The following is a 22,756-nucleotide window of genomic DNA, read 5'->3' as shown; positions in this document are numbered from 1 at the left end:
TCAGTCCCTAGGGAAGGCCTTAGACCGCCACCACATTGTAAACGAGCTGCGCGATGTAAATGATCAAGAGGACAGCCCCCTCCCACCGCGTTATCCGCCGCCCTGTGGCAGCAAAGAGCATCAACAGTAACGACGTCGCAATCAGCAAAGGCAGACCATAGTTGGTGATCTCACCCGGAATGGTCCCCGGCGCAATCACCGCAGTAACCCCGCCAATCAGCAGCAGGTTGAAGATGTTCGACCCCAGCACATTACCCAGCGCTACCGCGCTCGCCCCCTTGTAAGCCGCAATAACAGAGGTCACCAGTTCCGGCAGCGAAGTACCGATGGCAATGACCGTAAGCCCGATTACAGCCTCACTCATGCCGATCAAACGCGCCAGATCCACAGCCCCTTCAACGAGCCAGCGACCGCCCAAAACGATCAACACAATACCCGCAATCAATATCAGAACGGATCGCCAGAGCGGCTCGACATCGTGCAAATGTGTATCCGTGACTTCGAGCGACTCCGCCTTCTCGTGCAGCGCGCTCGCGCCGATAGGCTGCGTCTTCTCAGCCCAATAAGCATAGCTGAGATAGGCGCAGAGAACGAGGAGAAAACCGACACCAATAGCAACGGTGATCCCGCTTGTACTTGCCACCAGCCAGAGAACGACCGTTGCAACCAATGCCAACCCGCCATCGCGCCACAATGGCCCGCGCGGCACGACCATCGGCAAGATCAAGGAGGCTGTCCCCAGGATCAGCAGACTGTTGGCGAGGTTCGACCCAACGACATTACCCCAGGCTATGCCAGGCGATCCCGCACGCGCCGCTTCTACACTCGCGACTAATTCCGGCGCCGAAGTACCAAAGCCAACGATAGTGAGACCGATCAACAGTTCTGACATGCCAGCCCGCTCCGCCACACGAACAGCGCCGCGCACCAGCAGTTCTCCGCCCACAATCAGGACGACGAAGCCAACCAGCAGGGTAAAGATCGCGATCAGCATGTCAGGTCAGTTCAGCCGTCACGCTTACCTAGCAACCGAAGCCGCAAGGCATTGAGTTTGATAAAGCCTTCTGCGTCTTTCTGATCATAAGCGCCCGCATCATCCTCAAAGGTAACGACATCTTCGCTGTAGAGGTTAAAATCGACATCCGCCTTGCGGCCAACCACATTAACCGAGCCCTTATAGAGCTTCAGCCGCACCGTTCCGGTCACCCGCTCCTGGCTCTTGTCAATCGCCGCCTGCAACATCTCACGTTCGGGCGCAAACCAGAAACCGTTATAGACCAGTTCTGCATAACGCGGTGCCAGTTCATCTTTCATATGGGCTGCGCCGCTGTCGAGGGTCAATTGCTCTATACCGCGATGGGCCGCATGATAAATCGTACCACCCGGCGTTTCATACATGCCGCGCGATTTCATGCCGACAAAGCGGTTCTCGACCAGATCGAGCCGACCAATGCCGTGCTCACGACCATAGTCATTCAGCTTTTCGAGTAAGGTCGCGGGGCTCATCCCCTCACCATTAATGGCTACACCATCACCATGTTCAAAATCGATGGTGATATATTCCGGCGTATCCGGCGCATCCTCGGGATTGTTAGTCCGCGAATAGACGTAATCCGGCACCTCTTCCCATGGATCTTCCAGCACTTTGCCCTCGGACGAGGTATGCAACATGTTTGCGTCTGTCGAAAATGGTGCTTCACCACGCTTATCCTTGGGGACAGGAATTTGGTGCTTTTCAGCAAATTCAATTAACCGGGTACGGCTCGTCAAATCCCATTCCCGCCAAGGCGCTATAACCTTCACCTCGGGGTTCAGCCCATAATATCCTAGTTCAAAGCGGATCTGATCATTGCCTTTCCCTGTTGCACCATGAGCCACGGCATCAGCGCCAGTCGCTTTGGCAATCTCTATCTGGCGCTTTGAAATAAGCGGCCGAGCGATTGAAGTGCCGAGCAGATAGAGCCCCTCATAAAGCGCATTGGCCCGCATCATCGGGAAGACATAATCTTTCACAAATTCTTCGCGCAAATCATCAATGAAGATATGTTCAGGCTTAACACCCAGCAATTCTGCCGTCTTGCGCGCAGGTTCTAATTCCTCTCCCTGTCCCAGATCAGCAGTAAAAGTAACGACTTCACAATTATATTCTTGCTGCAACCACTTCAGGATCACACTGGTATCAAGACCTCCGGAAAAGGCCAAAACCACACGCTTGACGGAATCGCTCATTTTCAATCTTTCCAAATGTTCAGAGCGGCGCGCCTAACAGGCTCCAAATTTGTAAGCAATATGATATACAGGGTTTAGAGGAGGAAAACATGGCAACAGCGGAAAATAAAACCAAAGAGAATGACGGCGATGTAGCCGCATTTATCGGTTCGGTCGAGCACGAAGGACGTCGACGGGATGCTCTGGAGCTACTCGATATGTTCAAAAACATCACCGGCGACGAGCCAAAAATGTGGGGCGATAGCATCATCGGATTTGGCAGCTATCATTACAAATATGAATCCGGGCGCGAAGGCGACATGTGCCGGTCAGGCTTTTCGCCGCGAAAACAGAACCTGAGCCTTTATGTATTGGGCTGCACCAGCGAAAAAGAAAACAAAGCCAAACAGGCCGAGTTGCTAGAAAAGCTCGGCCCTCACAAACGAGGATCTTCATGCCTTTACGTCACCCGACTCGATCGGATTGACAGAGACGCATTGGCAGAGCTTATTGCATTCGACAAACAAGCGATGGACAAAAAATATCCACGATAGCCAAGTGCACTATCCGCGCAGCTTTTGCTCTACTTCCCCGATATAGTCGCGCGTCAAAGGCAGCGTATGGCGATTGCGGCTAAACTGGATCTGGTAGTTACACATGCTGCCACTTTCAAAGGCGGCCGTTGCTCCCGCTAAATAAAAGGTCCACAAACGAAAAAACCGCTCGTCGTATAGCGCAACGATTTTATCTTTATTCGCCACAGTCCGCTTGTACCACTCGCGCAGCGTCAGCGCATAGTGAAGCCGAAGCGTTTCAACATCTGTGGCCATCAATCGAAAATGTTCGCTGGCTTCAACGGTCTCACTCAAAGCGGGGATATAGCCGCCAGGAAAGATATATTTGCGGGTAAAGGCATCAGTCGTCCCTGGTTTGCCCATACGCCCGATTGTATGGAGCAACATCACGCCATCATCGGTCATCAAATTGGCAGAACAGCGGAAGAAGGTTTTGAAGTTCGGCGTTCCAACATGCTCGAACATACCAACGGACACAATGCGATCAAACTGTCCTGTATCGCGCTCCGCAAGATCACGATAGTCTATCAGTTCGAATTTTACTTTATCAGCAACACCGGCTTTTTCCGCGCGTTCCTGGGCTACTTTCAGCTGTTCCTCACTGAGCGTAATGCCCAACATTTCAACACCAAATTTTTGATGTAAATAGAGCGCCATACCGCCCCAACCGCAACCAATATCGAGCACTCGCTGTCCGGCTTTCAGATCCAATTTTGCTGCGATATGCGCCTTTTTGTCTAACTGTGCCTGCTCAAGTGTATTGTCCGGGTCTGTCCAGTAAGCACAGCTATATTGCATGTCCTCATCAAGAAACAGCTCATAGAGATCACGACTAAGATCATAATGATGAGCAACATTGGCCTTGGAACGGCGCTGCCCGTTTATACTGTCCAAGCGAGCGGCAATGAGGCTTTTCACTTTCTTCAAAGCACTGGGGTCATTGAGGCGGCCACCTCTTTCCCACCGTTTGTTGGCACGCAAAAGCTGGACCAGCTCCATTATATCGCCTTGCTCGACAATCAAGCGCCCATCCATAAATGTTTCAGCAGCCCCCAAGCGCGGATCAAGCAAAATCTGCCGCATAACGCCCTTGTCAGCCAAACGCACTGCAACGTCCGGGAATCCGTCTTCAGGGGTTCCAAATTTTTCCGTCGAGCCATCCGGATGAATGACGGCAATTGACCCTTTTTTTACAACGCTAGCTAAAAAACTACCCAAAATGGACATTCATGCGCTCCTTCAGCATATATTCTCCCTCATCAAATGCCCGTTAGATTCCAGCATACCATTCGTAATCAGCTACATCTTCCCAATATCCGCCTTTGCCTTCGCCGATATTGTCCAGAGTTGCCACCGCCTCAATCCCCGTCACATATTTCGCATGCTTGTATCCCAATTGCCGTTCCACACGCAGACGCAGTGGGGCACCGTTTTCAATCGGAACCGCCTCTCCGTTCAACCGATGCGCCATGATTGTTTGTGGATGAAAGGCATCAAGCAAGTCGATACTCTCATAATAAGGTCGGCCACCAAGCCGGTCTGCGCAATGGAACACGAGAAATTTGGCTGTATCCTGTAACTGTGCCAGATCAAGCAACAGCTTCAAAGGCACACCGGTCCACTGGCCAATTGCGCTCCATCCTTCCACACAATCATGACGTGTGATCTGGGTCCTCTGAGGCATAGATTGTAAAGCACTTAGAGAGAAATTCTGTGGTTTCTTGAACAAACCTGTCAGTTTCAATTGCCAATTTGCGAAGCCTTGCGTTGCGCTCTCCGCATAGTCGGCTGTGCCGGGATCGCGGGTTCCATTGGCACGAAATGTCGGTGACAGATCAGCGATACTATATTCGCTGGCGAGTTCCATACGGTCGCCCAAGGCACGTTGAACGAGGAAATTCGCATCTTCTGCGCTGGCCAAGATGTTCTGAAAACTCGGACTGCGGCTCAAAGCATCACAACCGATCAGCAAACCGCCAGCACCGAGGGCGGCGCTGGTGATGAGAGATCTGCGCGTCAACAATTTACGCATCTGCGCTTCCTTCCCGTTTGCCGCCCGTAATCATGGCCCAAGTTTGCTTAAATGGTCCGGCGAGAGCAAGTGTCACCATATGAACAATGAAAAACGAAACCAAAAGAAGCATCCCAATAAAATGTATTGATCGCGCCGATTGTCGCCCGCCAAATATATCTGTCAGCCAAGGCCAGTTTGCGTCCATTGCTGGTGACATGGCGAGACCAGTCAAAATCATCAGTGGCAACAAGATAAATATCACTCCGATATAGCTGAATTTCTGCAGGATATTATAGATATTGACGGTACCATCATCGTGAAACCGCAATCGCAAATGATCTTTTAGGCTCCGCCAGATATGAGAAGGTCGCCATTCAGACCGAGTGACATGCAGGTCCCTTTGCACATGACGATTGAACAGGGAGCGGATCATGAAAATCGTCAACCCTATGCTAAAAATCCAGGCGAAGAAAAAATGCCAGCGACGCCCCTCGGCCAAGCTGTAGTAAGATGGGATGGTTGCCCAACCAGGAAAGGCCCAAGTCTGTATCTTGCCGTCGCTATCGCGCCAATTGCCGATAAAACCGGTCGTCTCAATCTTGGTTTCGCCAACTCTCACATAGCCAAGGGTTTGCGATGACCCCACTGCAGCCCAGGCATAATCGTCATGAGCGCCATATTCGCCCCAATAGAGCCGCGGGTGTGCGTTAAATATGGTTAGCCCGCTCATAAGCAACACAAGTAGGCACAGCGCATTGACCCAATGCCAGACGCGCGTGGTCAAACGGTGGCGCTTTTCGGCCTTTTCTGCTGATGCTGTCATTACCGGTATCATTCTAGAGAGTTGTTCGACAAAAGGAAGTTAGTCGTTACATGACGAAGAAAAGAAATCATTTTTCCACCGTCGATCATATCGTCAACAATGAGGTGCACATGGCCAGTCAACGTAAAGTCATTACATTGGAATCCGACCCCCTCGCCCCCTATGCCATTGCCCCGGGTTGGCGCGTTGGTGATTTGCTCTTTCTATCGGGCCAGGCGGCGATTGATGAGATGGGCAATATTGTCGGTGCGGAGGATTTTGATCAGCAAGTTGCGCAGACCTTCGTCAATATCGATCGCGTGCTGGCAGCGGGCGGAAGCAGTAGGGATAAAATCGTCAAAGTCACCATCTATCTGACGGATATGGCAAACTTTCCCAAAATCGTTGAAGCGCGGAAGCAGTATTTTTCTGAACCCTACCCTGCTGACACAATTGTCGAGGTTAAAGCGTTGGCCCTGCCCGAATTGATGGTAGAAATTGACGTTATCGCAGCCGTCTAAAGCCGGATATCAGCCCAATGCCGCCTGTTTTTCTTCCGCCAGACGGTCTAGTTCGGCGCGGCTTTTCTTTTCACTCGCGGATTTCAACTGACCACAAGCGGCCATGATATCCCGGCCGCGCGGTGTCCGAACAGGCGCGCTGATACCGGCATCAAAGACAATCTTGGAAAAGGCCTTGATACGCTCCGGCGTTGAGCATTCATAGGCGGATCCCGGCCACGGGTTAAACGGGATGAGATTGACCTTGGCTGGCAGATCATATTGCCGGAGCAGATTTACCAGCTCACGGGCGTCTTCGTCGCTGTCATTCTTGTCTTTCAACATGACATATTCAAAGGTAATGCGCCGCGCATTGCTTGCTCCGGGATAGTCCGCACAGGCCTGCAGCAATTCCTCTATGCTATATTTACGGTTCAGCGGAACGATTTCGTCACGGGTTTCCTTATTCACCGCGTGCAGGGAAATCGCGAGATTGACATTTATCTCTTCGCCCGCCTTGGCGATCATCGGCACGACACCACTGGTCGACAGAGTGATCCGGCGGCGAGAAAGCGCCAAGCCAGCGCCGTCCATAACCACCTTCATCGCGTCGCGGACATTGTCGAAATTATAGAGCGGCTCACCCATGCCCATAAGCACGATATTGGTCAGCAGGCGGCCGTCAGACTTGTAGGCCTGATTATATTCCTTGGTATTTTCCGCCTCATCTTGATCGGCAAAGTCCATCACACCCTTCGGCCACTCGCCCAACGCATCGCGCGCCAGCATGACTTGCCCGACAATCTCGCCAGGTGTCAGGTTGCGCACCAATCGCATGGTTCCCGTATGGCAGAAGCGACAATTGAGAGTGCAACCGACTTGCGAAGATATACACAAGGTCCCGCGGTCTTCATCAGGAATGAAGACCATCTCATAATCCTGCTTGTCCGCGGATCGCAGCAACCATTTGCGCGTTCCATCTTCCGACAGATGCGCTTCGACAATTTCGGGCCGGCCAATCACAAATCGCTCCGCGAGCCAGGGGCGCAGGGTCTTGCTCATATCCGTCATGAGCGCAAAATCGGTAATTCCACGATGATAAATCCAGTGGAACAACTGCTTCGAGCGCAACTTGCCTTGCTTCTCATCCAGCCCGGCAGTTATCAGTACATCCCTTATCTCGGCGACGCTCAGGCCGATAAGGTCCACACGCCCGTCTTCACGAGGCGTGACTTTGGCGGGAAGCGGGACAGGATCAATATGGCCGGGAATCTGCATGATCGCGCATATAGGGCGGGTCGCCAGCAATTGCCAGCCTTAGCGGCGCTTTGTTCAGAGGCGCGATCCATTCAGCGTGACATCCGCCTTTGCCCAGATCACCTGGAGGGCTTTTCGCGCTTCCGCTGCTTCATCGACCTTGCCTTGGCCATCTAGTGCAGCGGCCAGGCCAGACATCGACCAGCCGTTGCGCGGATAATCCTTCAGATCGCGGCGATAAACCGCCTCGGCCTCGACAAATTGCCCATCCGCCATCAAAGCCTGTCCCAGCGATTGACGCGTCGGGTAATACCAGAAAGGCGGTTCCATATAAGGCAACGCATCCTGTTTATCGACAGCTCGCTCGAAATGCTCAATTGCCATAGCCGGGTCGCCAGATTTCAGAGCAATTTCCCCCTGCAGCAGGTCGTCCGCGATATTGAGCAAAACGCTAGCGGGATAATCGGCATTGTCGAGAAAGCGGATTTGCACCGTGTCCTTGACCGCCGAAAGCTTCTCCCTTTCCGCTTTTGCACCAGCACTATCGCCCATATTTGCCAGTGCAACACCCCTTGCGTAACGCCAGATAGCATTGGAATAGTCCAGATTTTCTGGTGGCGGTGCCTCCGCTATAATCTCCGACCATTTGCCAAATTGCGTCAGCGTCAAAAGCGGGATGGTCTTGAAAAACTCGACGGTTGGGAATTGTTCGATCTGCTCCAGCCGAACATTGGCCGCCAGTTTTTTGGCTGAGCTCATCGCCATTTTGCTTTGCCCAGACATGCTGGTAGCTGCCCATAGAAAATGGATATTATGGGGATAATAAAGGGCCGGGTAAAATCCCTGCGCGTTGCATGCCGCGATATATTCCTCATCCACGGCAGCAGCCTTGATATTCGCCGTTGCGGCATCGTCATAGCGGCCAACCCGCCAGTAAATATGCGCCGGCATATGCACCAGATGGCCTGAGCCGGGGACCAGATCGGCGAGTGCATCAGCTTCATCTTCCGCGCGGCCAGGATCTTTCGATGCCTCGACCGCATGGATGTAAAGATGCAATGCCAATGGATGCTCCGGGCTACGCGCGATTATCCGCTCCAAAGCAGCGATTACTTTTTCGGTTTCGGGTTTAGGCTCACCCTCTGCAGACCAATAGTCCCACGGCATGGTATTCATCAGCGCTTCGGAATAGATCGCCGCTGCGTCATCATCTTCCGGAAAAGCTTCCACTAGTTTGCCCATGGCTTCAGCATAAGCGAGATCCAGCACTTCGCGATCGCTTGATGGATCGCCATTATAGCGTTTGGCCTGGGCCTCAATCAGCGCTTGTTCCACAGGCGAAGCATTACCCTTCAATGCCAGCGCGCGCTGCACGGCTTTATGGGCAGCACGGCGATCATCATCGCTCATCACTGCTTTGCCCTTGCTCGTCACATTGATGTTCGGACCGGTCGCGAGAGCCTCTCCCCAAAAGCACATCGCACATTCAGGATCGAGCTTCTGCGCGGCCCGGAACGAGCGGATACTTTCGGCATGATTAAACCCAAAAGCGAGCACCATGGCCTGGTTGAAATAGCGTTTAGCCTCTTTCGAAGAGGTTGTTATGGAGCGATTATAGTTACCCATGCCTTCAAACAAAGGTGCGCCAGCCCGTTTTACCAGATCAGCATCAGAACTGGCCTCTGCCGCGATCGGATCGGCGGAACTGCCATTCGCGACGCTGCCAATTGACAGCCCCAGTGACAGAATTCCGGCTCTTAACAATATCGTTGATTTCTTCATGAACCCCTCCCACGAGTCAATTGAGTCAAATCATTGGATACGCATGATACAGACCTCTCATTTTAGTCCATTTTGAACGAATTATCGAATCTATCGCAATTATCCTGCTGCTCAACTCAAGCACGCAACGGGATATCGCAGTTACGATCAGAAACTATCGCAAGCGTGAGCATCCCAGTGACGCCGCATCAATGGCGGTTGCCGCTCCACGCAATAAATAAGCATCTACAATCGGCTTGCCATCGCGGCCAGTGCTTTCAATCGTCATGCTCTTGGCCGAGCGAAGCGCTGCGATGATTGCAGCATCCATGCGCCGGTCCTGTGACCAGCCATCAGACCGGTCTGCAGTCAGCTGAAAGCGTCGACCGCCAATCCCAACCATCACACGGCTATTGGTTGAACGATCCCGGCTAAGCCGTACATGAAATTGGGCCCGGATATTTCTCTTTGGCCAGAAACCAACGGATGCGTAGGATTTACGCTCTGCCTTGCCGGTAATTTCTTCCGACTCTGCAATGGCGTAGCAGCGCGGCACATTGGGATCACGAAAAGCGCCCCAGCTGTTAAAAATACCGAGGGAGTCTTTTGCAGCCGTCTGCACAGGGACTATGCTCAGGCCCAGGGCAAACAAGGCGGCTGCGACCCTCATGCCTTTTCACCCTCTCCCGCACCAAGATGGACAATTGTTTCCACGCCATCGACAATCTGCACCATTGATCCTTGCGGCAGGCTTTCCGCCATGGGCGCGGCAATCGGCTCCAACGGCTCTTGCCCGGTTAACAGACCGCGTAACACTCGGCTGGTCATGCCATGACTGATCAACAACATATCCCGTTCAAATCTCTGGTCCGCAATCCAAGTTTTCAACCGTCTGACAATATCGCCATAGCTTTCTCCGCCCGGCGCCTGTGTAAGGAACAGGCCATGCTTGTGGTCTATCTTCAGCTTACCATTGAGGTCGTTGTAGTAGGTGCCTTCCCACTCTCCCATATTGATTTCTCTAAGGCGCCGATCGGCAACAACCTGATGCCAGTCCATTTCAATATGCTCACACACAATCGACAGGGTTTGAAGGGCTCGACCGGTGTCGGAGGCGACCAGTTCCAAGCTAGAAAACCCTTTGAGATAAAGCGCCAGCGCCCGCCCCATTTCATCGGCCTGTGCAAAGCCGCGCTGCGTTAGCGGCGTATGTGCTTCATTCCCCTGAATGCGCCCGGCCAGATTGAAAATAGTCTCCCCATGGCGTGCAATGAAAAGGCGTTTTCCTGCTGTGCTCAAATCACTGCTTAAATTGCTCATATCTATGATCTATTTTGTCCCTGGATCACGTCGTTGGCCAATATCTCTAGCGGGTTTAACGGCATTATTGGTTTTTTCCACAGATTTTCACCGCAATATATTTCTCAGCTTCTGCATCGGGCTTGCCCTATTGGTTGATATTGTTAATGAAGCGATGACTATCTGTGAATTTGGCGGAGTCTCTTGCTGCGCCCCTCACACAGCCACTAGGGCGGGTAAACCGCTCAGCGACAGGAAATGAAGGACGGTTTATGAAAGCGACAATTGAACGCGCAGCACTGCTGAAAAGTCTGGGCCATGTCCAGTCGGTAGTTGAGCGGCGCAATACAATCCCCATATTGTCCAACGTATTGATCGAAGCCAGTGAGGGCGGCGGCATCAAACTGATGGCTACCGACCTTGATCTACAAGTCGTGGAAACCGTCGATGCACAGGTTGAAACCGCTGGTTCGATTACCGTCTCTGCACATACATTGTTCGATATTGCCCGAAAATTACCAGATGGTTCCCAGGTCCAGATGGATGCTGCCGAGGGCAAGATGAAAGTTAATGCAGGTCGCGCACGGTTCAATTTGCAAACCTTGCCGCGCGATGACTTTCCAATCATTGCCGAGGGCGATCTACCGACAAGCTTTGAATTACCTGCTGCTTCCTTGATCCAAATTATCGACAAGACGAAATTTGCGATCTCGACCGAGGAAACGCGTTACTATCTGAACGGCATTTTTCTGCACGTACAGGACGAAGAAACGCCGGTTCTGAAAGCTGCAGCGACCGATGGTCACCGCTTGGCCCGTGTCACCCTGCCCCGCCCTGCGGGTGCTGAAGGCATGCCGGATGTGATTGTCCCTCGCAAATGTGTGAATGAACTGCGCAAGTTGCTGGACGAGAATAGCGAAGCATCGGTGCAGATTGATTTGTCGGCCAGTAAGATCCGTTTCACTCTGGGTACAGCAATCCTGACTAGCAAGCTGATTGACGGAACTTTCCCGGACTATACCCGCGTTATTCCGACCGGAAATGACAAGATCTTGAAAATCGATCCCAAAAGCTTTGCGCAAGGCGTGGATCGTGTTTCCACCATAGCCACCGAAAAGACCCGAGCGGTCAAGATGGCACTGGGCGACGACAAGATCACGCTTTCGGTTACCTCACCTGAAAATGGTACTGCAGCCGAAGAAGTACCAGGCGCTTACAAGGAAGACGGTTTCGAAATCGGTTTTAACTCGCGCTATTTGCTCGACATATTGGGTGAGATTGAGGGCGACAATGTCGAACTCCATCTGGCCGATGCCAGTGCGCCAACGCTCATTCGCGAGGATGATAAGTCGCCAGCTCTATATGTGCTGATGCCAATGCGGGTGTAATAAGGTCTCTTCGCCCGACGCTGAAGCGCTCGTTTTTATGGGCATTCCATTTGACGAGACAACGATATTGTTCCTGTTCATGGCCATTTTTTTGGGCATGTGGTTGTTGGTCGTTACTTTGCTTGCCCGCATCTCCGGATGGACCAAATTGCAAGACCGTTTTCCCGATAGGCCGGACCAGAGCCTGATCGTCATGCGTGCACAATCTGGAGCAATGGGCGGAATCGCTTCGGCCAAGGTCAATTTCTCAGGTTGCTTGCGCTTTGATGTTTGCCGGACGGGATTGCGCATATCCGTGTGGAAGATTTTCGGCCCTTTCCAGCGACCTTTTTTCGTTCCCTGGAGCCAAATCAATGTCTCCGATGCGTCAGTTTTCAAGTTCAAGCGCCATCGCTTGGGCTTCGGAACACCAGAAAGCGGTTTCTTGATCATTGCAAACAGAACGGCAGAGATAATCGCCGGACAAAGTCCAATAGAATTATCCTGATCACCATTCCATGCTGGCCAAGGGTAGCAAGGGAGATTATAGGCCCTCGACGACGATGAATGTAGCCCCCTCTTCTCGACAGCCGTTACGCAATTTGGTGTCTATCACCCTGACCGTATTTGCACTGGTGCTTTCCGCCCTGTCTCCGCAGGGTTTCATGCCCACCCAAGACGCGGATGGTTTTTCAATCCGGCTTTGCTCAGGCCATGCAAACAATAAGTTGACCATTATGCCGGATCATCCCGACTATGCGATGCTGGCAATGGTTTATGGCGGTCCAGAGCCACGAGATGCACCTGTTCCCGAAACTGAAAATTCTGTCTGTAGCTTTGCAAGCGCTTCAGGAGCTACGCTGCTAACATCGGGACCTGTAGTCGCCTTGAGAGAGGAGGTCTCTGCTCCTCACGAACCGGTAAACAGGCATCATTTTGTAATCCGCAATCGGATCAACATTCCGCCTGCAACCGGACCGCCTGTCCTTATCTGATTACCGACATATTGAACCATCGGAAAAGTTCCGATGGCCAAAAATCAAATAATTACAGGAAAAATCCATGAAAAATTCATTGCGTGCAGGGGCGATGATCGCTGCCTGCTTGACTACCCCCGCCCTGGCCCATGATGTTATGGCGGATGATCATGCACCAATTGGTGTGATGGCCGACCATGCGCATAAGCAGGGCGAATTTATGGTCTCCGTTCGCCATATGCATATGGAAATGAGCGGCAATCAAATTGGGACCGACAGCGTCTCACCAGATGAAATTGTAACAACCATTCCCAACCGCTTTTTTGGTGCGCCGGGTCAGCCACCAACCTTACGGATCGTTCCCACATCGATGCGCACCGACATGACAATGGTAGGCGCGATGTATGCGCCTACGGACTGGGTAACGCTCATTGCGATGGGCAGCTATGTCGAGAAAGAAATGGAGCATATCACATATGCCGGCGGTGCTGGTACCAATGTGAGGGGGAACTTCACGACCAATCCCAAAGGTTTTGGCGACATCACGCTTGGCGGTATTTTCCCAATACTCGGTGTGGCTGACCGTAAGGCCGATGTACAACGCGAACTCAATGTCCGAGCCGCTGTTTCCATCCCTACTGGCTCAACAACCAAAACAGCTCAGATCCTTACGCCTATGGGTGGAGAACCAACTGTACGTGTGCCTTACATGATGCAAATCGGTTCGGGGACTTGGGATCTCAAACCATCGATAACCTACAAGAGCTGGCACGGGTCTATAGGCTTGGGTTCGCAATATGCAGGTACCATCCGGACGGGAACCAACGACCAAGGATACCGCTTTGGTGATGTCCATGAGTTGACCACCTGGATCAGCTACCGACCGGCACAGTGGATCAGTCTTTCTGGCCGGATCAAAGGTAGGACGACCAGCCGAGTTCAAGGCATTGACCCCATGATCACAGGACCAGTGCAAACCGCCAACCCTGACTTTCAGGGCGGTGAGCGTGTTGATCTAATCGGAGGTATCAATCTGGTTGGCACCCACGGACCGCTGGCCGGTCACCGTTTGGGCATTGAGGTTGGAGCACCGGTCTATCAAGACCTTAACGGTCCCCAGATGACCGGTGACTGGATGTTTACCATCGGTTGGCAAAAAGCGTTTTAGACCAATTCACTACGTGCTCCGCACTTGATGCGGAGCACGTAACACTGAAGTGCGACGGCTATTCTAGGCTCCACACCAAGTGCGGAGCATATTCATAAATTACTTCGCCAAACGCCCGAAAACCAGAATAGAAACGGATAGCTGGCTACGATAACGATAAAGGTGGTCGATATTCCCCACGGAACCTGATCCGATTTTCCGGATATCACCAAGGGCATGATAAACATCAACAACCACATGGCTTTGTAGAATATCTGGATCAACACAATCGGCGCAAAGAAACGTGGCGCGAGCAGACCAGCTGCTGAGCCGACAAGTATCGCCAGCCACAAGCTGCCAACCAACAATCGGAGACCAGCCGATTCTGCAACTTTACCTTCGAAGACACTGGCCACACCGCTGCCAAGAAACATGTTCCAGCAAATCGGCACTAATATCAAAATATTGGCGACATAGGCCAGCCTTAACAGACCGGCACCCGTGAGCATTGCCTACTCAGCCGCCTCCAGCATTTCAACATTCTGCGGACCGCGGATCAAACCGCCAGGACGTTTATCGGTCACAATGCCGCCTTTGAACGTCACCTGCCCGGACTTGATCGTATAGTCATAGCCATCCGCCTTTTGCAGCAAGCGCTTGCCGCCAGCTGGAAGATCGAAGGCCAACCAAGGCTTTCCGAGCTTGATCCGGTCCATATCAATGACATTTACATCCGCTAGAAAACCGGGTTTCAACACACCGCGATCATTTAGACCATAAAGACGTGCTGTATCCAGGCATTGCCGTTTGATCGCGTTTTCTATGGTAATGGTACCGCGCTCACGATTTTTAACCCAGTGTTCGAGCATGAATGTCGGGCTTGCGGCATCACAAATCGTACCGCAATGCGCACCGCCATCGGACAGGCTATTCACCGTATCATCCGCGTGTTGCAAAGGATGCAGGAAATCCAGATTACCATCGATATAATTGAGAATAGGTAGGTAAATCAGCCCCTTGCCTTCATCTGACATCAGCAAGTCATACGCATATTCTGCTGGCGTCACGCCTGCTGCATTGGCCCGGGCATTGATGCTTTCCTCGGCCGTCGGTTCATAGTTGAAACCATCATCCATCTGGTAATGCATCGCCCAACCATCGGTCACGATGAACTGCACCGGCGCCATATCGACATTTTCTGCTGGCAGACTAGCTTCACCAATTAATTTGGCTTTAAACTCAGGATCGCTGAGCCGCGCATATTTTTCTTCCCACGGCAGGTCCGCAATCGCTTCCCAGCTTGGCTTGCGCACAAAGGGGTGAACGGTGCCTTGCCACGCCATAATGATACCGTTTCCGCGCAAAGCAATTTGCGCAACGATGTTGGCGCCATTGTCATTTTCCGCCCGCATATTGGAAATTTGCTCTTCCAGTGGCTGGTCCTTGGCAATGGATTGCAGAGCGGCAAACGTGACCGGCAGTCCGGTCTCGCGGCTCAGATCGCCCATCCAGCCAAACTCATCCCACTCCCGATTCAGATCGGACGCCATTTCGAAGACACCATAGCCAACCCGGCCCATGGCGCGGCCGATACTGATTAGTTCTTCTTTGGTGGCCGTCGTGCCCGGCACCAATTCACCATCAACCGAACGGTGAAGAACCGTCCGTGATGTCGAAAAACCCAATGCACCGGCCTTCAATCCATCCTCAACGATATTCGACATCTTTTCGATATCTTCGTCTGTCGGGACGGCACCCGGCTTCTCGCGATCGCCCAGGACATAGGCACGAATAGCGCCATGGGGAACGTGAGTTGCGACATCAATCGTCCGGGGCAGCTCCTCTAACGCATCCATATATTCCGGAAAGGTTTCCCAGTTCCATTTCATGCCTTCGGCAAGGGCCGTACCAGGAATATCCTCAACCCCCTCCATCAGACCGATCAACCAATCATGTTTGTCCGGCTTAGCAGGGGCGAAGCCGACGCCGCAATTGCCCATTACAACCGTTGTAACTCCGTGCCAGCTGGACGGTGCCATTTCATCATCCCAGGTTGCCTGCCCATCATAATGCGTGTGCACATCCACAAAGCCGGGAGAGACAATTTTGCCCGTCGCATCAATTTCTTCGCGGCCTTCTGCGGTCACCATGCCAACGAGGGAAATACGATCGCCGTCAATTGCGACATCCGCTGTAAAGGGTGCCCCACCCGTACCGTCAACCACCGTACCGCCGCGAATTACCAGATCATGCATCGAGTCTCTCCTGATTATTTTGCAACGGAATAGCAGATTTAACTGGATGATTAAAGCCATCTCCTGTTAGACATCCTCTATGACAAATACGCCTTCCTGGAATCCTGATCCTGCCAGCGGAATCTCGATAAATTGGGTTGAAGCCAATGGTCAGAGTTTCGAAATCGCGCAGGCCGGTGAAGGCGAGAAACTCGCTTTGTGCCTGCATGGATTCCCGGAGCTGCATTATTCGTGGCGCTTTCAAATCCCTTTGCTGGTCGAACAAGGTTTTCGCGTCTGGGCACCGAACATGCGCGGCTATGGCGGATCCAGCAAACCAGCCGAAATTCGGGATTACGCATTGGATCATCTTTGCGCGGATGTTGGAGCATTGATCGATGCCAGCGGGGCTAAGGAAGTGACGCTTATCGCACATGATTGGGGAGCGATTGTCGCCTGGGCTTTTGCGATACAGAAAATTCGCCCGCTCCAACGTCTGGTGATCATGAATGTGCCTCACCCGATGGTCGGCAAGCGCGAAATCAAACATTGGCGCCAGTTGAGGCGCAGCTGGTATATCTTCTTTTTCCAGCTGCCCTGGTTGCCCGAATTTCTGATCTCCCGTGGAAATGGTAGAGCGATCAAGAAAGCGTTCTCCAATATGGCCGTTGATCAAAGCAATTTTTCGGAAGAAGCACTGGACGTTTTTGCAAAAGCAGCGATGCGCCGCGGTTCCCTGACGGCAATGATCAACTATTACCGAGCGTTATTACGGCACAGAGATACGATTGATGTCGAGAACAAGATGCTCGACACACCGACATTGATGATTTGGGGCGAAGAAGACAGTGCACTTAATATCCGATGCACAGAGGGCACGGAACAATGGGTGTCCGATTTCGAACTTCATCGTCTGCCCGGCGTGTCGCATTGGGTTCAGCAGGAAGCGCCCGAACAGGTCAATACGATCCTGTGCAAGTGGTTGGCTTAGTCGTCCCGGGCCGCGATCATATCCGCAATATCGGTAAACTTCTCTCGTGGTGCACCATCCCGAGCATTGGCGATTTCGGCTTCCTCAATCTTTTTCCAGTCGCGAAATGTGACTGCATCGACGCCGCTACGATCAAACAGCCGGTCTAAACCCTTGCGGCCCTCTTTATTGTCGCCCGTTCCAATATCTTCGGCCACGGCTTCAATAATCGCAAAACCATCAGGTTTATTGGTACCGATCGTCCCGGTCGGCCCACGTCTCGCCCAGCCTACACAATAGAGGCCAGGCAAGATCCGTCCATCAACATTGGCAAAACGGCCGCGCCCATGTTCATAGGGGACACCCTCAATCGGCGGTGTGCGATAACCGATACAACTGATCACCATGGAACAATCCAGTTCATATCTCTCACCGGTACCCTTTGACCGCAGGTCAGCATCCAGCTCAGTTTTCTCAACAATCAGCTTTTCAACCTTGCCATCCCCTTCAATCGTAACCGGCATCGCGAAAAAGTCGAAATCAATTTTCACTGGCTTTTCCCGTAACTCCCCAGCGCGCGAAAAAAAGCTTCTCAAATGGGTAACCGATTTGCGCATACCTGGTTCCAGCATCGCATCCGCGCCTTCATCAGGAAAATCCAACATGTCGACAACCGGCTGCGCCCGCTCAAGATGTCCCAGCTCGCCCAATTCTTTTGGCGTCATCGCAATTTGATGCGGACCTCGGCGGCCCAACAGAGTAATTTTCTCGATATTGCTCTGCTTCAACTGGTCAAGCGCATGAGCGACAATGTCGCTGCCAGCAAACTCCCCCTCAGTCTTAGCCAAGATGCGTGCGACGTCCAAAGCAACATTGCCATTCCCGATAACCGCCACGGATTTTCCACCCAGGGGCGGGTCCAGTTCGCGAAAATCAGGATGGCCATTATACCAGCCGACGAAGGCTGCGCTGCCGATCACCCCTGGTAAATCACTGCCCTCGATATCCAGAGGTCGATCATTTGGTGCACCGGTGGCTAAGATGACCGCATCATAAAAACCCTGCAGCTCTTCTATGCTGACATCATCGCCGACCGACACATTTCCGATAAAATGTATATTGTCGCCCAATGCCGTTTTTTCGTAGCGCCGTGATACAGCCTTAATCGATTGATGATCTGGCGCGACTCCTGTTCGAATCAAACCAAAGGGAACCGGCAAACGGTCAATAATATCGACTGTTACGGCATCGCCATATTTTTTCTGCGCTGCCTCTGCCGAATAATAGCCCGCTGGCCCCGACCCTATGATCGCAATATGCCGCATGCAGTTCCTCCCAGACTCAAGGTCATATATCTTTCGGTGCATGCTAACGGCATAATTATAAAAGGAAAGAGTTACAGCTGATGACTATCTTTTTGGTTGGCAGACAGACGAAAAAACAGCATGTCTAAAACGTGCTATAGATCACAATCAGGAAAGCCTATTACCATTACAACATATAACGAGATCTAATTACGCATCGATGCTCTTATCGTATCGCAAATTTGGTGTCGCAAACTGTTCTGCCGCATGGCATGAGATTGATCGGTTCAGTTCACTCTTGCTGGCAGGGTATTTTTAATCGGAGGGAATATCATGTTGAAGAAAATCATAACTGCCATCGCTGTCTCATCCATAGCACTTTCGGGTGGAACCGCATTAGCGGCTGGTAAATCCAAAGGACAAAAAGCCCAGGAACGCGGTGTTGCCGAGATTCCGGTATGCTACAAAAAACTGGGAACAATTGCGATTGTTGAACCCGAACAACGCTGGTGGGTTAGCTACAAGCTCGGATCTCCGGAAGCCTTGATCAAGACGTTTGTCGCACGCTCCGGTTGTTTCGGTCTGGTTGATCGTGGCCGCGGCCTTGCTAGCAGAGCGGTCGAACGCGCTCTTGCCGATTCCGGAGAACTGCAACGCGGATCCAATATTGGCAAGCGCCAAGTCAAAGCGGCGGACTATGTCATGGTACCTGATATTATCTCGGCCAACGCACGGTCTGGCGGCGGCGGTGTCGGGGGCGCTTTGCTAGGCGGCCTTGGACGCCGCGCTTTTGGCGGCGTATTTGGCGGTGTCAAAATCAACAAGAAAGAGGCTAATGTCACTTTGTCGCTGGTGAACGTACGCACCACTGAAATGGAGCGTATCACCGAGGGCTATTCCCGTAAATCTGATTTGAAATTTGGCGGTGGAGGCGGCGGCTTCTTCGGCGGCGCGCTCGCAGGCGCGGCTGGTGGCGGTTATACCGACACGCAAATCGGCCGGGTCATGGCCCTCGCCTATCTCGATGCTTACACAAAAATGGTGTCGCAACTTGGCGGTCTTCCTGAAGACCCCAGTGCGGCTGCTCCACAAGCGGAATAGGAGCCTCTGGTCTTTTGAGATGAAACATCCCCGGCATCGTTCTTCGCTTTGCCGGGGATTTTTTAAGGAGATGGCAGGAATGAAGAAAATTGCATTTGCTTTCATATCAGCAGCTTTATTTGCTTCATGCTCAGCCTCAGCGGAGCAGGCGCCGCCCTATAAGCAGCACCCCAATGAAATCTTGCTCGTGGGGAACAAAGGAGAGGACACTCTCAGCTTTATTGATTTGACAACTGGCCGCGAGATTGCCCGCCGCGATACAGGTAAGAACCCGCATGAAGTTGCAATCTCGCCGGATGGCCGATTGGCTGCCATCGTATCTTATGGCGCACAACATATCGACATCTTTGATATTGCAGCGCGGGAGAAGATCGAAACCATCGATCTTGCACCCAACAAAAGACCCCATGGTATAGTCTGGCTCGATGACGGCCGGATAATTGCCTCTACCGAAGGCAGCGACAGCATTGCCATCGTGTCTCCGCCAACTGGAGAAGCCCAGACGCGTCAAGTCAGTCAAATATCCACCGGACAAAAAGGCAGTCATATGGTGGTGGTCACGCCCGATAAAAATCGTGCCTTCACCAGCAATATGCAGTCCGGAACAGTCAGCGTGCTTGATCTGGAAAGAAACCGCAAGATAACCGACGTGGAAGCTGGCACGGAACCAGAAGGTATCGCGGTTACACCAGATGGTAAAACCGTTTGGGTTGCAGATCGCCGTAGTGACAGTTTGTACGTCTTTGATGCACAAACGCTTGAGGAACTGACGGTTCTGAAGACCGGAAAATTCCCGATCAGAGTGGCTATCAGCCCCGATGGAAAAACGGCTGTAACATCCAACTATGCCGACGGCGCACTTGGTTTATTTGATGTCGCAAGCCGGAAGCCCAAGGGCCAAATCAAGGTTAGCGGAACGCCGGATTCAGGACAGGTCACCATTCTTTTTTCAGCGGATGGACAACGTCTTTATGTCGCTGAAACCGAATTGAACCGGATCGCTGAGATCGACATGATTGAAGGCAAACTGATCGGCCGCTTGGCTGGTGGAACCAATGGTGATGGCTTGGGCATCGCCCGCGCTGTGAAAGCGTCTCATAACGACTAGGGCAAAAGCCTGCTCGAAATTTGATGGAATTATTTTTCTGGGGTCGCACTTAGGAAGATAGACATGCAAAAACCATTTAACCGGCTGCAAGCGCGCATGTTAAAAGCGCTCACCGAGACACTGTTCCACGAAACACCGATGGCGATTTCTCCTTCGCAGGTCGTTGACAATTTGCAGGAACATTTTTCCAATATCGATGGCGACAAACCAAAGGAAATCGGGCTGGCCTTATATGGTCTTTTCCTGATCCTTGGTGGGCCGTTTTTCTTTTTGGCATCACCAAAAATGCGTCAGTCGCTAATCCGTCGGCGCTTGCAAAACACCCGTGTCGATCTTTTTCAGGACATTGCCCGGACCAAGGGCGTAATCCTTGCCGGCTATTATGGCCATTGGGAACATGGCGATGAAGAAACCAATTTCGATAATCCCATTTACCAACGGCTGAAATATCAACTTCCCGGCCAACGTGACCGTTCTGCGCCCGGTGAACTGCCAATAAAACGAGAACCACGACGCGATCTGAAAGCCGAAGTTTTTGTCGGTCATGATGCTATTCCGGAAACCGTGGATGTCATCGTCATCGGCTCAGGCGCCGGAGGCGCCGTTGCTGCCGCATCCGTCGCGGATGAAGGCCATGAGGTCTTGATCCTCGAAGCAGGCTATAACTATCCCTCCTCACGCATCACCCATGAAGAAGCGAGAATGACGGCGCGGCTGTTCAAAGATGGTGCGCTCCAAACTACCAAGGACCGCGACGTGATCGTCTTTCAAGGCCGCGTGGTTGGCGGCTCGACAGTGATCAACAATGGCATTTGCTTGCGCATGAAGCATGCCGGCCTCGTCCATCCGCAAGCTGAGGATGTTTACCAGACATGGGCCAATCTGGGTGCGCCGATTTCCGAAACCGAGCTGACGACCAGCTATGAAGCCGTCGAAGGCGCACTGGAAGTGTCAGAGATATCGGCAATATCAGGCCGCAACAATGGTCCGCATCTCATAGATGGATGGAACAAATATGCCGCCCAATCAACCGACCCGATGGACAAGCAAGCCATCTCCGCCTGGTTTCAGAAAAACTATGGCCCCAAAACACCGGATAGCGAATGTGTCTATTGCGGCTATTGCAATACCGGCTGCCCCTATGGCCGGAAAAAAGCGATGCCGGAGAGCTTTCTCACCCATGCGACCAGCACAGATCGCGATAAACCAGCGCGTATTCTGGACGGGGCAGAGGCTACCGAGATTATCTGGAAAACCAGCAGCGATGGCACACGCGTAGCGGAAGCTGTAGACATAACCTTGCGGGACGGTCGCAAACGCCGAATAGCCGCACGCAAGGGCGTTGTCGTGGCGGCCGGTGCTATGGCTTCGAGTAACTTGCTGATCAACAGCGGCATAGAAAATAGTGGCGATGGCATTTCGCTAAATATCGCCTGCCCGGTCGTAGCACTCATGCCTGAAGGGCAAGATATGAACGTGTGGAACGAAGACCAGATGGCGACCTATGTTGATCGCGGAGATTATCTGATCGAAAGCCATTTCCAGCCGCCGATGAGCATGGCTACTTTAGTCCCCGGCTGGTTTGATGAGCATTTCCGGCGGATGCTCAATTTCAACCGTCTGGTATCAGCAGGTGTCTTGTTCCCGGCTGACAGGCTGGGAAAAATGGAAGACGGCAAGTTGAAATTGAAAGTCGGAGAACCAGAGCTTGCCTTGCTTCGCCGCGCATTAGCCACAATGACAAAAGTCCATTTTCTCAATGGCGCCATCGAAGTCTATCCTGCCCTGCTGAAAGGACAGACGTTGCGCAAGGGCATGAGCGATGCAGAAATCGATACGTTCTATGAAGAAGCGATTATTGAACCGGATGATGTAGTCCTATCCAGTTCCCACCCGCATGGCGGAAATGCAATCAATGCTGATCCAAACAAAGGGGTCGTTGATCTGGACCAACGTGTCCACGGCACGACTAATGTCTATGTTACCGATGCTAGTGTGATGCCCAGTTGCATCCGTGTAAATGCCCAGCTCACCACGATGGCGATGTCTCACAGAGCGATGGCCGGGAAAAAGCGGTTTGGATGATTTTGTGCCTTGGTTTTGGTGAAAACACTGGGCGCGTGCGAGACATT

At 52.3% G+C, this 22,756-nt stretch carries 22 protein-coding genes; 10 read left to right on the top strand and 12 right to left on the bottom strand.

Annotation, left to right across the window (positions count from 1 at the left end; genetic code table 11):
* Positions 1–19: 19 nt before the first annotated feature.
* Together BS29_RS06735 and BS29_RS06730 are read right to left on the bottom strand one after the other, a co-directional pair.
* Positions 20–994, bottom strand: a complete 975-nt coding sequence (locus BS29_RS06735; protein WP_229956438.1) for a calcium/sodium antiporter — start codon at positions 992–994, stop codon at positions 20–22.
* 11 nt (positions 995–1,005) lie between these two features.
* On the bottom strand, positions 1,006–2,229 hold the full coding sequence (locus BS29_RS06730) for an argininosuccinate synthase (RefSeq protein ID WP_229956437.1): 1,224 nt from the start codon (positions 2,227–2,229) through the stop codon (positions 1,006–1,008).
* 89 nt (positions 2,230–2,318) lie between these two features.
* On the opposite strand from BS29_RS06730, the gene BS29_RS06725 reads away from it, so the two are divergent.
* On the top strand, positions 2,319–2,762 hold the full coding sequence (locus BS29_RS06725) for a DUF1801 domain-containing protein (RefSeq protein WP_229956436.1): 444 nt from the start codon (positions 2,319–2,321) through the stop codon (positions 2,760–2,762).
* Positions 2,763–2,771: 9 nt separating this feature from the next.
* On the opposite strand, the gene BS29_RS06720 is transcribed toward BS29_RS06725, so the two are convergent.
* From BS29_RS06720 to BS29_RS06710, 3 genes are read right to left on the bottom strand one after another with little or no spacing between them, the layout of a single operon-like run.
* Positions 2,772–4,010, bottom strand: a complete 1,239-nt coding sequence (locus tag BS29_RS06720; protein WP_229956435.1) for an SAM-dependent methyltransferase — start codon at positions 4,008–4,010, stop codon at positions 2,772–2,774.
* A 43-nt stretch (positions 4,011–4,053) separates the two neighbouring features.
* Positions 4,054–4,815: a molybdopterin-dependent oxidoreductase gene (locus BS29_RS06715; protein WP_229956434.1), complete on the bottom strand. Its 762-nt coding sequence runs from the start codon at positions 4,813–4,815 to the stop codon at positions 4,054–4,056.
* A complete protein-coding gene (locus BS29_RS06710; protein ID WP_229956433.1) occupies positions 4,808–5,620 on the bottom strand; it encodes a cytochrome b/b6 domain-containing protein in 813 nt (270 codons plus the stop codon). Before BS29_RS06710 ends, BS29_RS06715 begins: the two co-directional genes overlap by 8 nt.
* 50 nt (positions 5,621–5,670) lie before the next feature.
* Here BS29_RS06710 and BS29_RS06705 point away from each other — a divergent pair, with 50 nt between their 5' ends.
* The gene (locus BS29_RS06705; RefSeq protein WP_229956432.1) at positions 5,671–6,120 is read left to right on the top strand and encodes a RidA family protein; all 450 of its coding nucleotides are present in this window, start codon (positions 5,671–5,673) and stop codon (positions 6,118–6,120) included.
* A gap of 9 nt (positions 6,121–6,129) precedes the next feature.
* On the opposite strand, the gene rlmN is transcribed toward BS29_RS06705, so the two are convergent.
* The 4 genes from rlmN to BS29_RS06685 form a co-directional block, all read right to left on the bottom strand.
* Entirely contained in the window at positions 6,130–7,377 is a 1,248-nt protein-coding gene (rlmN, locus tag BS29_RS06700; RefSeq protein WP_229956431.1) for a 23S rRNA (adenine(2503)-C(2))-methyltransferase RlmN, read from the bottom strand.
* Positions 7,378–7,431: 54 nt separating this feature from the next.
* The gene (locus tag BS29_RS06695) at positions 7,432–9,138 is read right to left on the bottom strand and encodes a tetratricopeptide repeat protein (protein WP_229956430.1); all 1,707 of its coding nucleotides are present in this window, start codon (positions 9,136–9,138) and stop codon (positions 7,432–7,434) included.
* 154 nt (positions 9,139–9,292) lie between these two features.
* Positions 9,293–9,787 carry an invasion associated locus B family protein gene (locus BS29_RS06690; RefSeq protein WP_229956429.1) on the bottom strand — a complete coding sequence of 165 codons (495 nt, stop codon included), beginning with the start codon at positions 9,785–9,787 and terminating at the stop codon, positions 9,293–9,295.
* Positions 9,784–10,437, bottom strand: a complete 654-nt coding sequence (locus BS29_RS06685; protein ID WP_229956428.1) for a histidine phosphatase family protein — start codon at positions 10,435–10,437, stop codon at positions 9,784–9,786. Before BS29_RS06685 ends, BS29_RS06690 begins: the two co-directional genes overlap by 4 nt.
* A 251-nt stretch (positions 10,438–10,688) precedes the next feature.
* Between BS29_RS06685 and dnaN the strand changes: the two genes are divergently transcribed.
* The 4 genes from dnaN (at position 10,689) to BS29_RS06665 (ending at position 13,928) form a co-directional block, all read left to right on the top strand.
* Positions 10,689–11,804, top strand: a complete 1,116-nt coding sequence (gene dnaN, locus BS29_RS06680; RefSeq protein WP_229956427.1) for a DNA polymerase III subunit beta — start codon at positions 10,689–10,691, stop codon at positions 11,802–11,804.
* A gap of 37 nt (positions 11,805–11,841) precedes the next feature.
* Positions 11,842–12,291 carry a hypothetical protein gene (locus tag BS29_RS06675; RefSeq protein WP_229956426.1) on the top strand — a complete coding sequence of 150 codons (450 nt, stop codon included), beginning with the start codon at positions 11,842–11,844 and terminating at the stop codon, positions 12,289–12,291.
* 97 nt (positions 12,292–12,388) lie between these two features.
* Complete coding sequence (locus tag BS29_RS06670) at positions 12,389–12,778, top strand: hypothetical protein (protein ID WP_229956425.1); 390 nt, start codon at positions 12,389–12,391, stop codon at positions 12,776–12,778.
* 67 nt (positions 12,779–12,845) lie between these two features.
* On the top strand, positions 12,846–13,928 hold the full coding sequence (locus tag BS29_RS06665; protein WP_229956424.1) for a transporter: 1,083 nt from the start codon (positions 12,846–12,848) through the stop codon (positions 13,926–13,928).
* A gap of 92 nt (positions 13,929–14,020) precedes the next feature.
* Here BS29_RS06665 and BS29_RS06660 read toward each other — a convergent pair whose 3' ends face one another.
* Together BS29_RS06660 and BS29_RS06655 are read right to left on the bottom strand one after the other, a co-directional pair.
* Positions 14,021–14,416, bottom strand: a complete 396-nt coding sequence (locus tag BS29_RS06660; protein WP_229956423.1) for a hypothetical protein — start codon at positions 14,414–14,416, stop codon at positions 14,021–14,023.
* Positions 14,417–14,419: 3 nt separating this feature from the next.
* Positions 14,420–16,162 carry an N-acyl-D-amino-acid deacylase family protein gene (locus BS29_RS06655; RefSeq protein ID WP_229956422.1) on the bottom strand — a complete coding sequence of 581 codons (1,743 nt, stop codon included), beginning with the start codon at positions 16,160–16,162 and terminating at the stop codon, positions 14,420–14,422.
* Positions 16,163–16,241: 79 nt separating this feature from the next.
* Here BS29_RS06655 and BS29_RS06650 point away from each other — a divergent pair, with 79 nt between their 5' ends.
* Positions 16,242–17,132: an alpha/beta fold hydrolase gene (locus tag BS29_RS06650; protein WP_229956421.1), complete on the top strand. Its 891-nt coding sequence runs from the start codon at positions 16,242–16,244 to the stop codon at positions 17,130–17,132.
* Here the strand turns inward: BS29_RS06650 and BS29_RS06645 are convergent.
* Positions 17,129–18,436 carry an FAD-dependent oxidoreductase gene (locus BS29_RS06645; RefSeq protein WP_229956420.1) on the bottom strand — a complete coding sequence of 436 codons (1,308 nt, stop codon included), beginning with the start codon at positions 18,434–18,436 and terminating at the stop codon, positions 17,129–17,131. The two genes, BS29_RS06650 and BS29_RS06645, sit on opposite strands and share 4 nt — an antisense overlap.
* A gap of 312 nt (positions 18,437–18,748) precedes the next feature.
* On the opposite strand from BS29_RS06645, the gene BS29_RS06640 reads away from it, so the two are divergent.
* From BS29_RS06640 to BS29_RS06630, 3 genes are all read left to right on the top strand, one after another.
* Entirely contained in the window at positions 18,749–19,516 is a 768-nt protein-coding gene (locus BS29_RS06640; protein WP_229956419.1) for a CsgG/HfaB family protein, read from the top strand.
* 79 nt (positions 19,517–19,595) lie between these two features.
* Entirely contained in the window at positions 19,596–20,624 is a 1,029-nt protein-coding gene (locus BS29_RS06635; RefSeq protein WP_229956418.1) for a beta-propeller fold lactonase family protein, read from the top strand.
* Positions 20,625–20,687: 63 nt separating this feature from the next.
* Entirely contained in the window at positions 20,688–22,709 is a 2,022-nt protein-coding gene (locus BS29_RS06630; protein ID WP_229956417.1) for a GMC family oxidoreductase N-terminal domain-containing protein, read from the top strand.
* Positions 22,710–22,756 lie beyond the last annotated feature (47 nt).

Source organism: Parasphingorhabdus litoris DSM 22379 (assembly GCF_020906275.1).
In the GTDB taxonomy this organism is placed as follows: Bacteria; Pseudomonadota; Alphaproteobacteria; order Sphingomonadales; family Sphingomonadaceae; genus Parasphingorhabdus; species Parasphingorhabdus litoris.
Note: the sequence above shows the minus strand (reverse complement) of the source record. Positions and strands in the feature narration are given on the sequence as shown.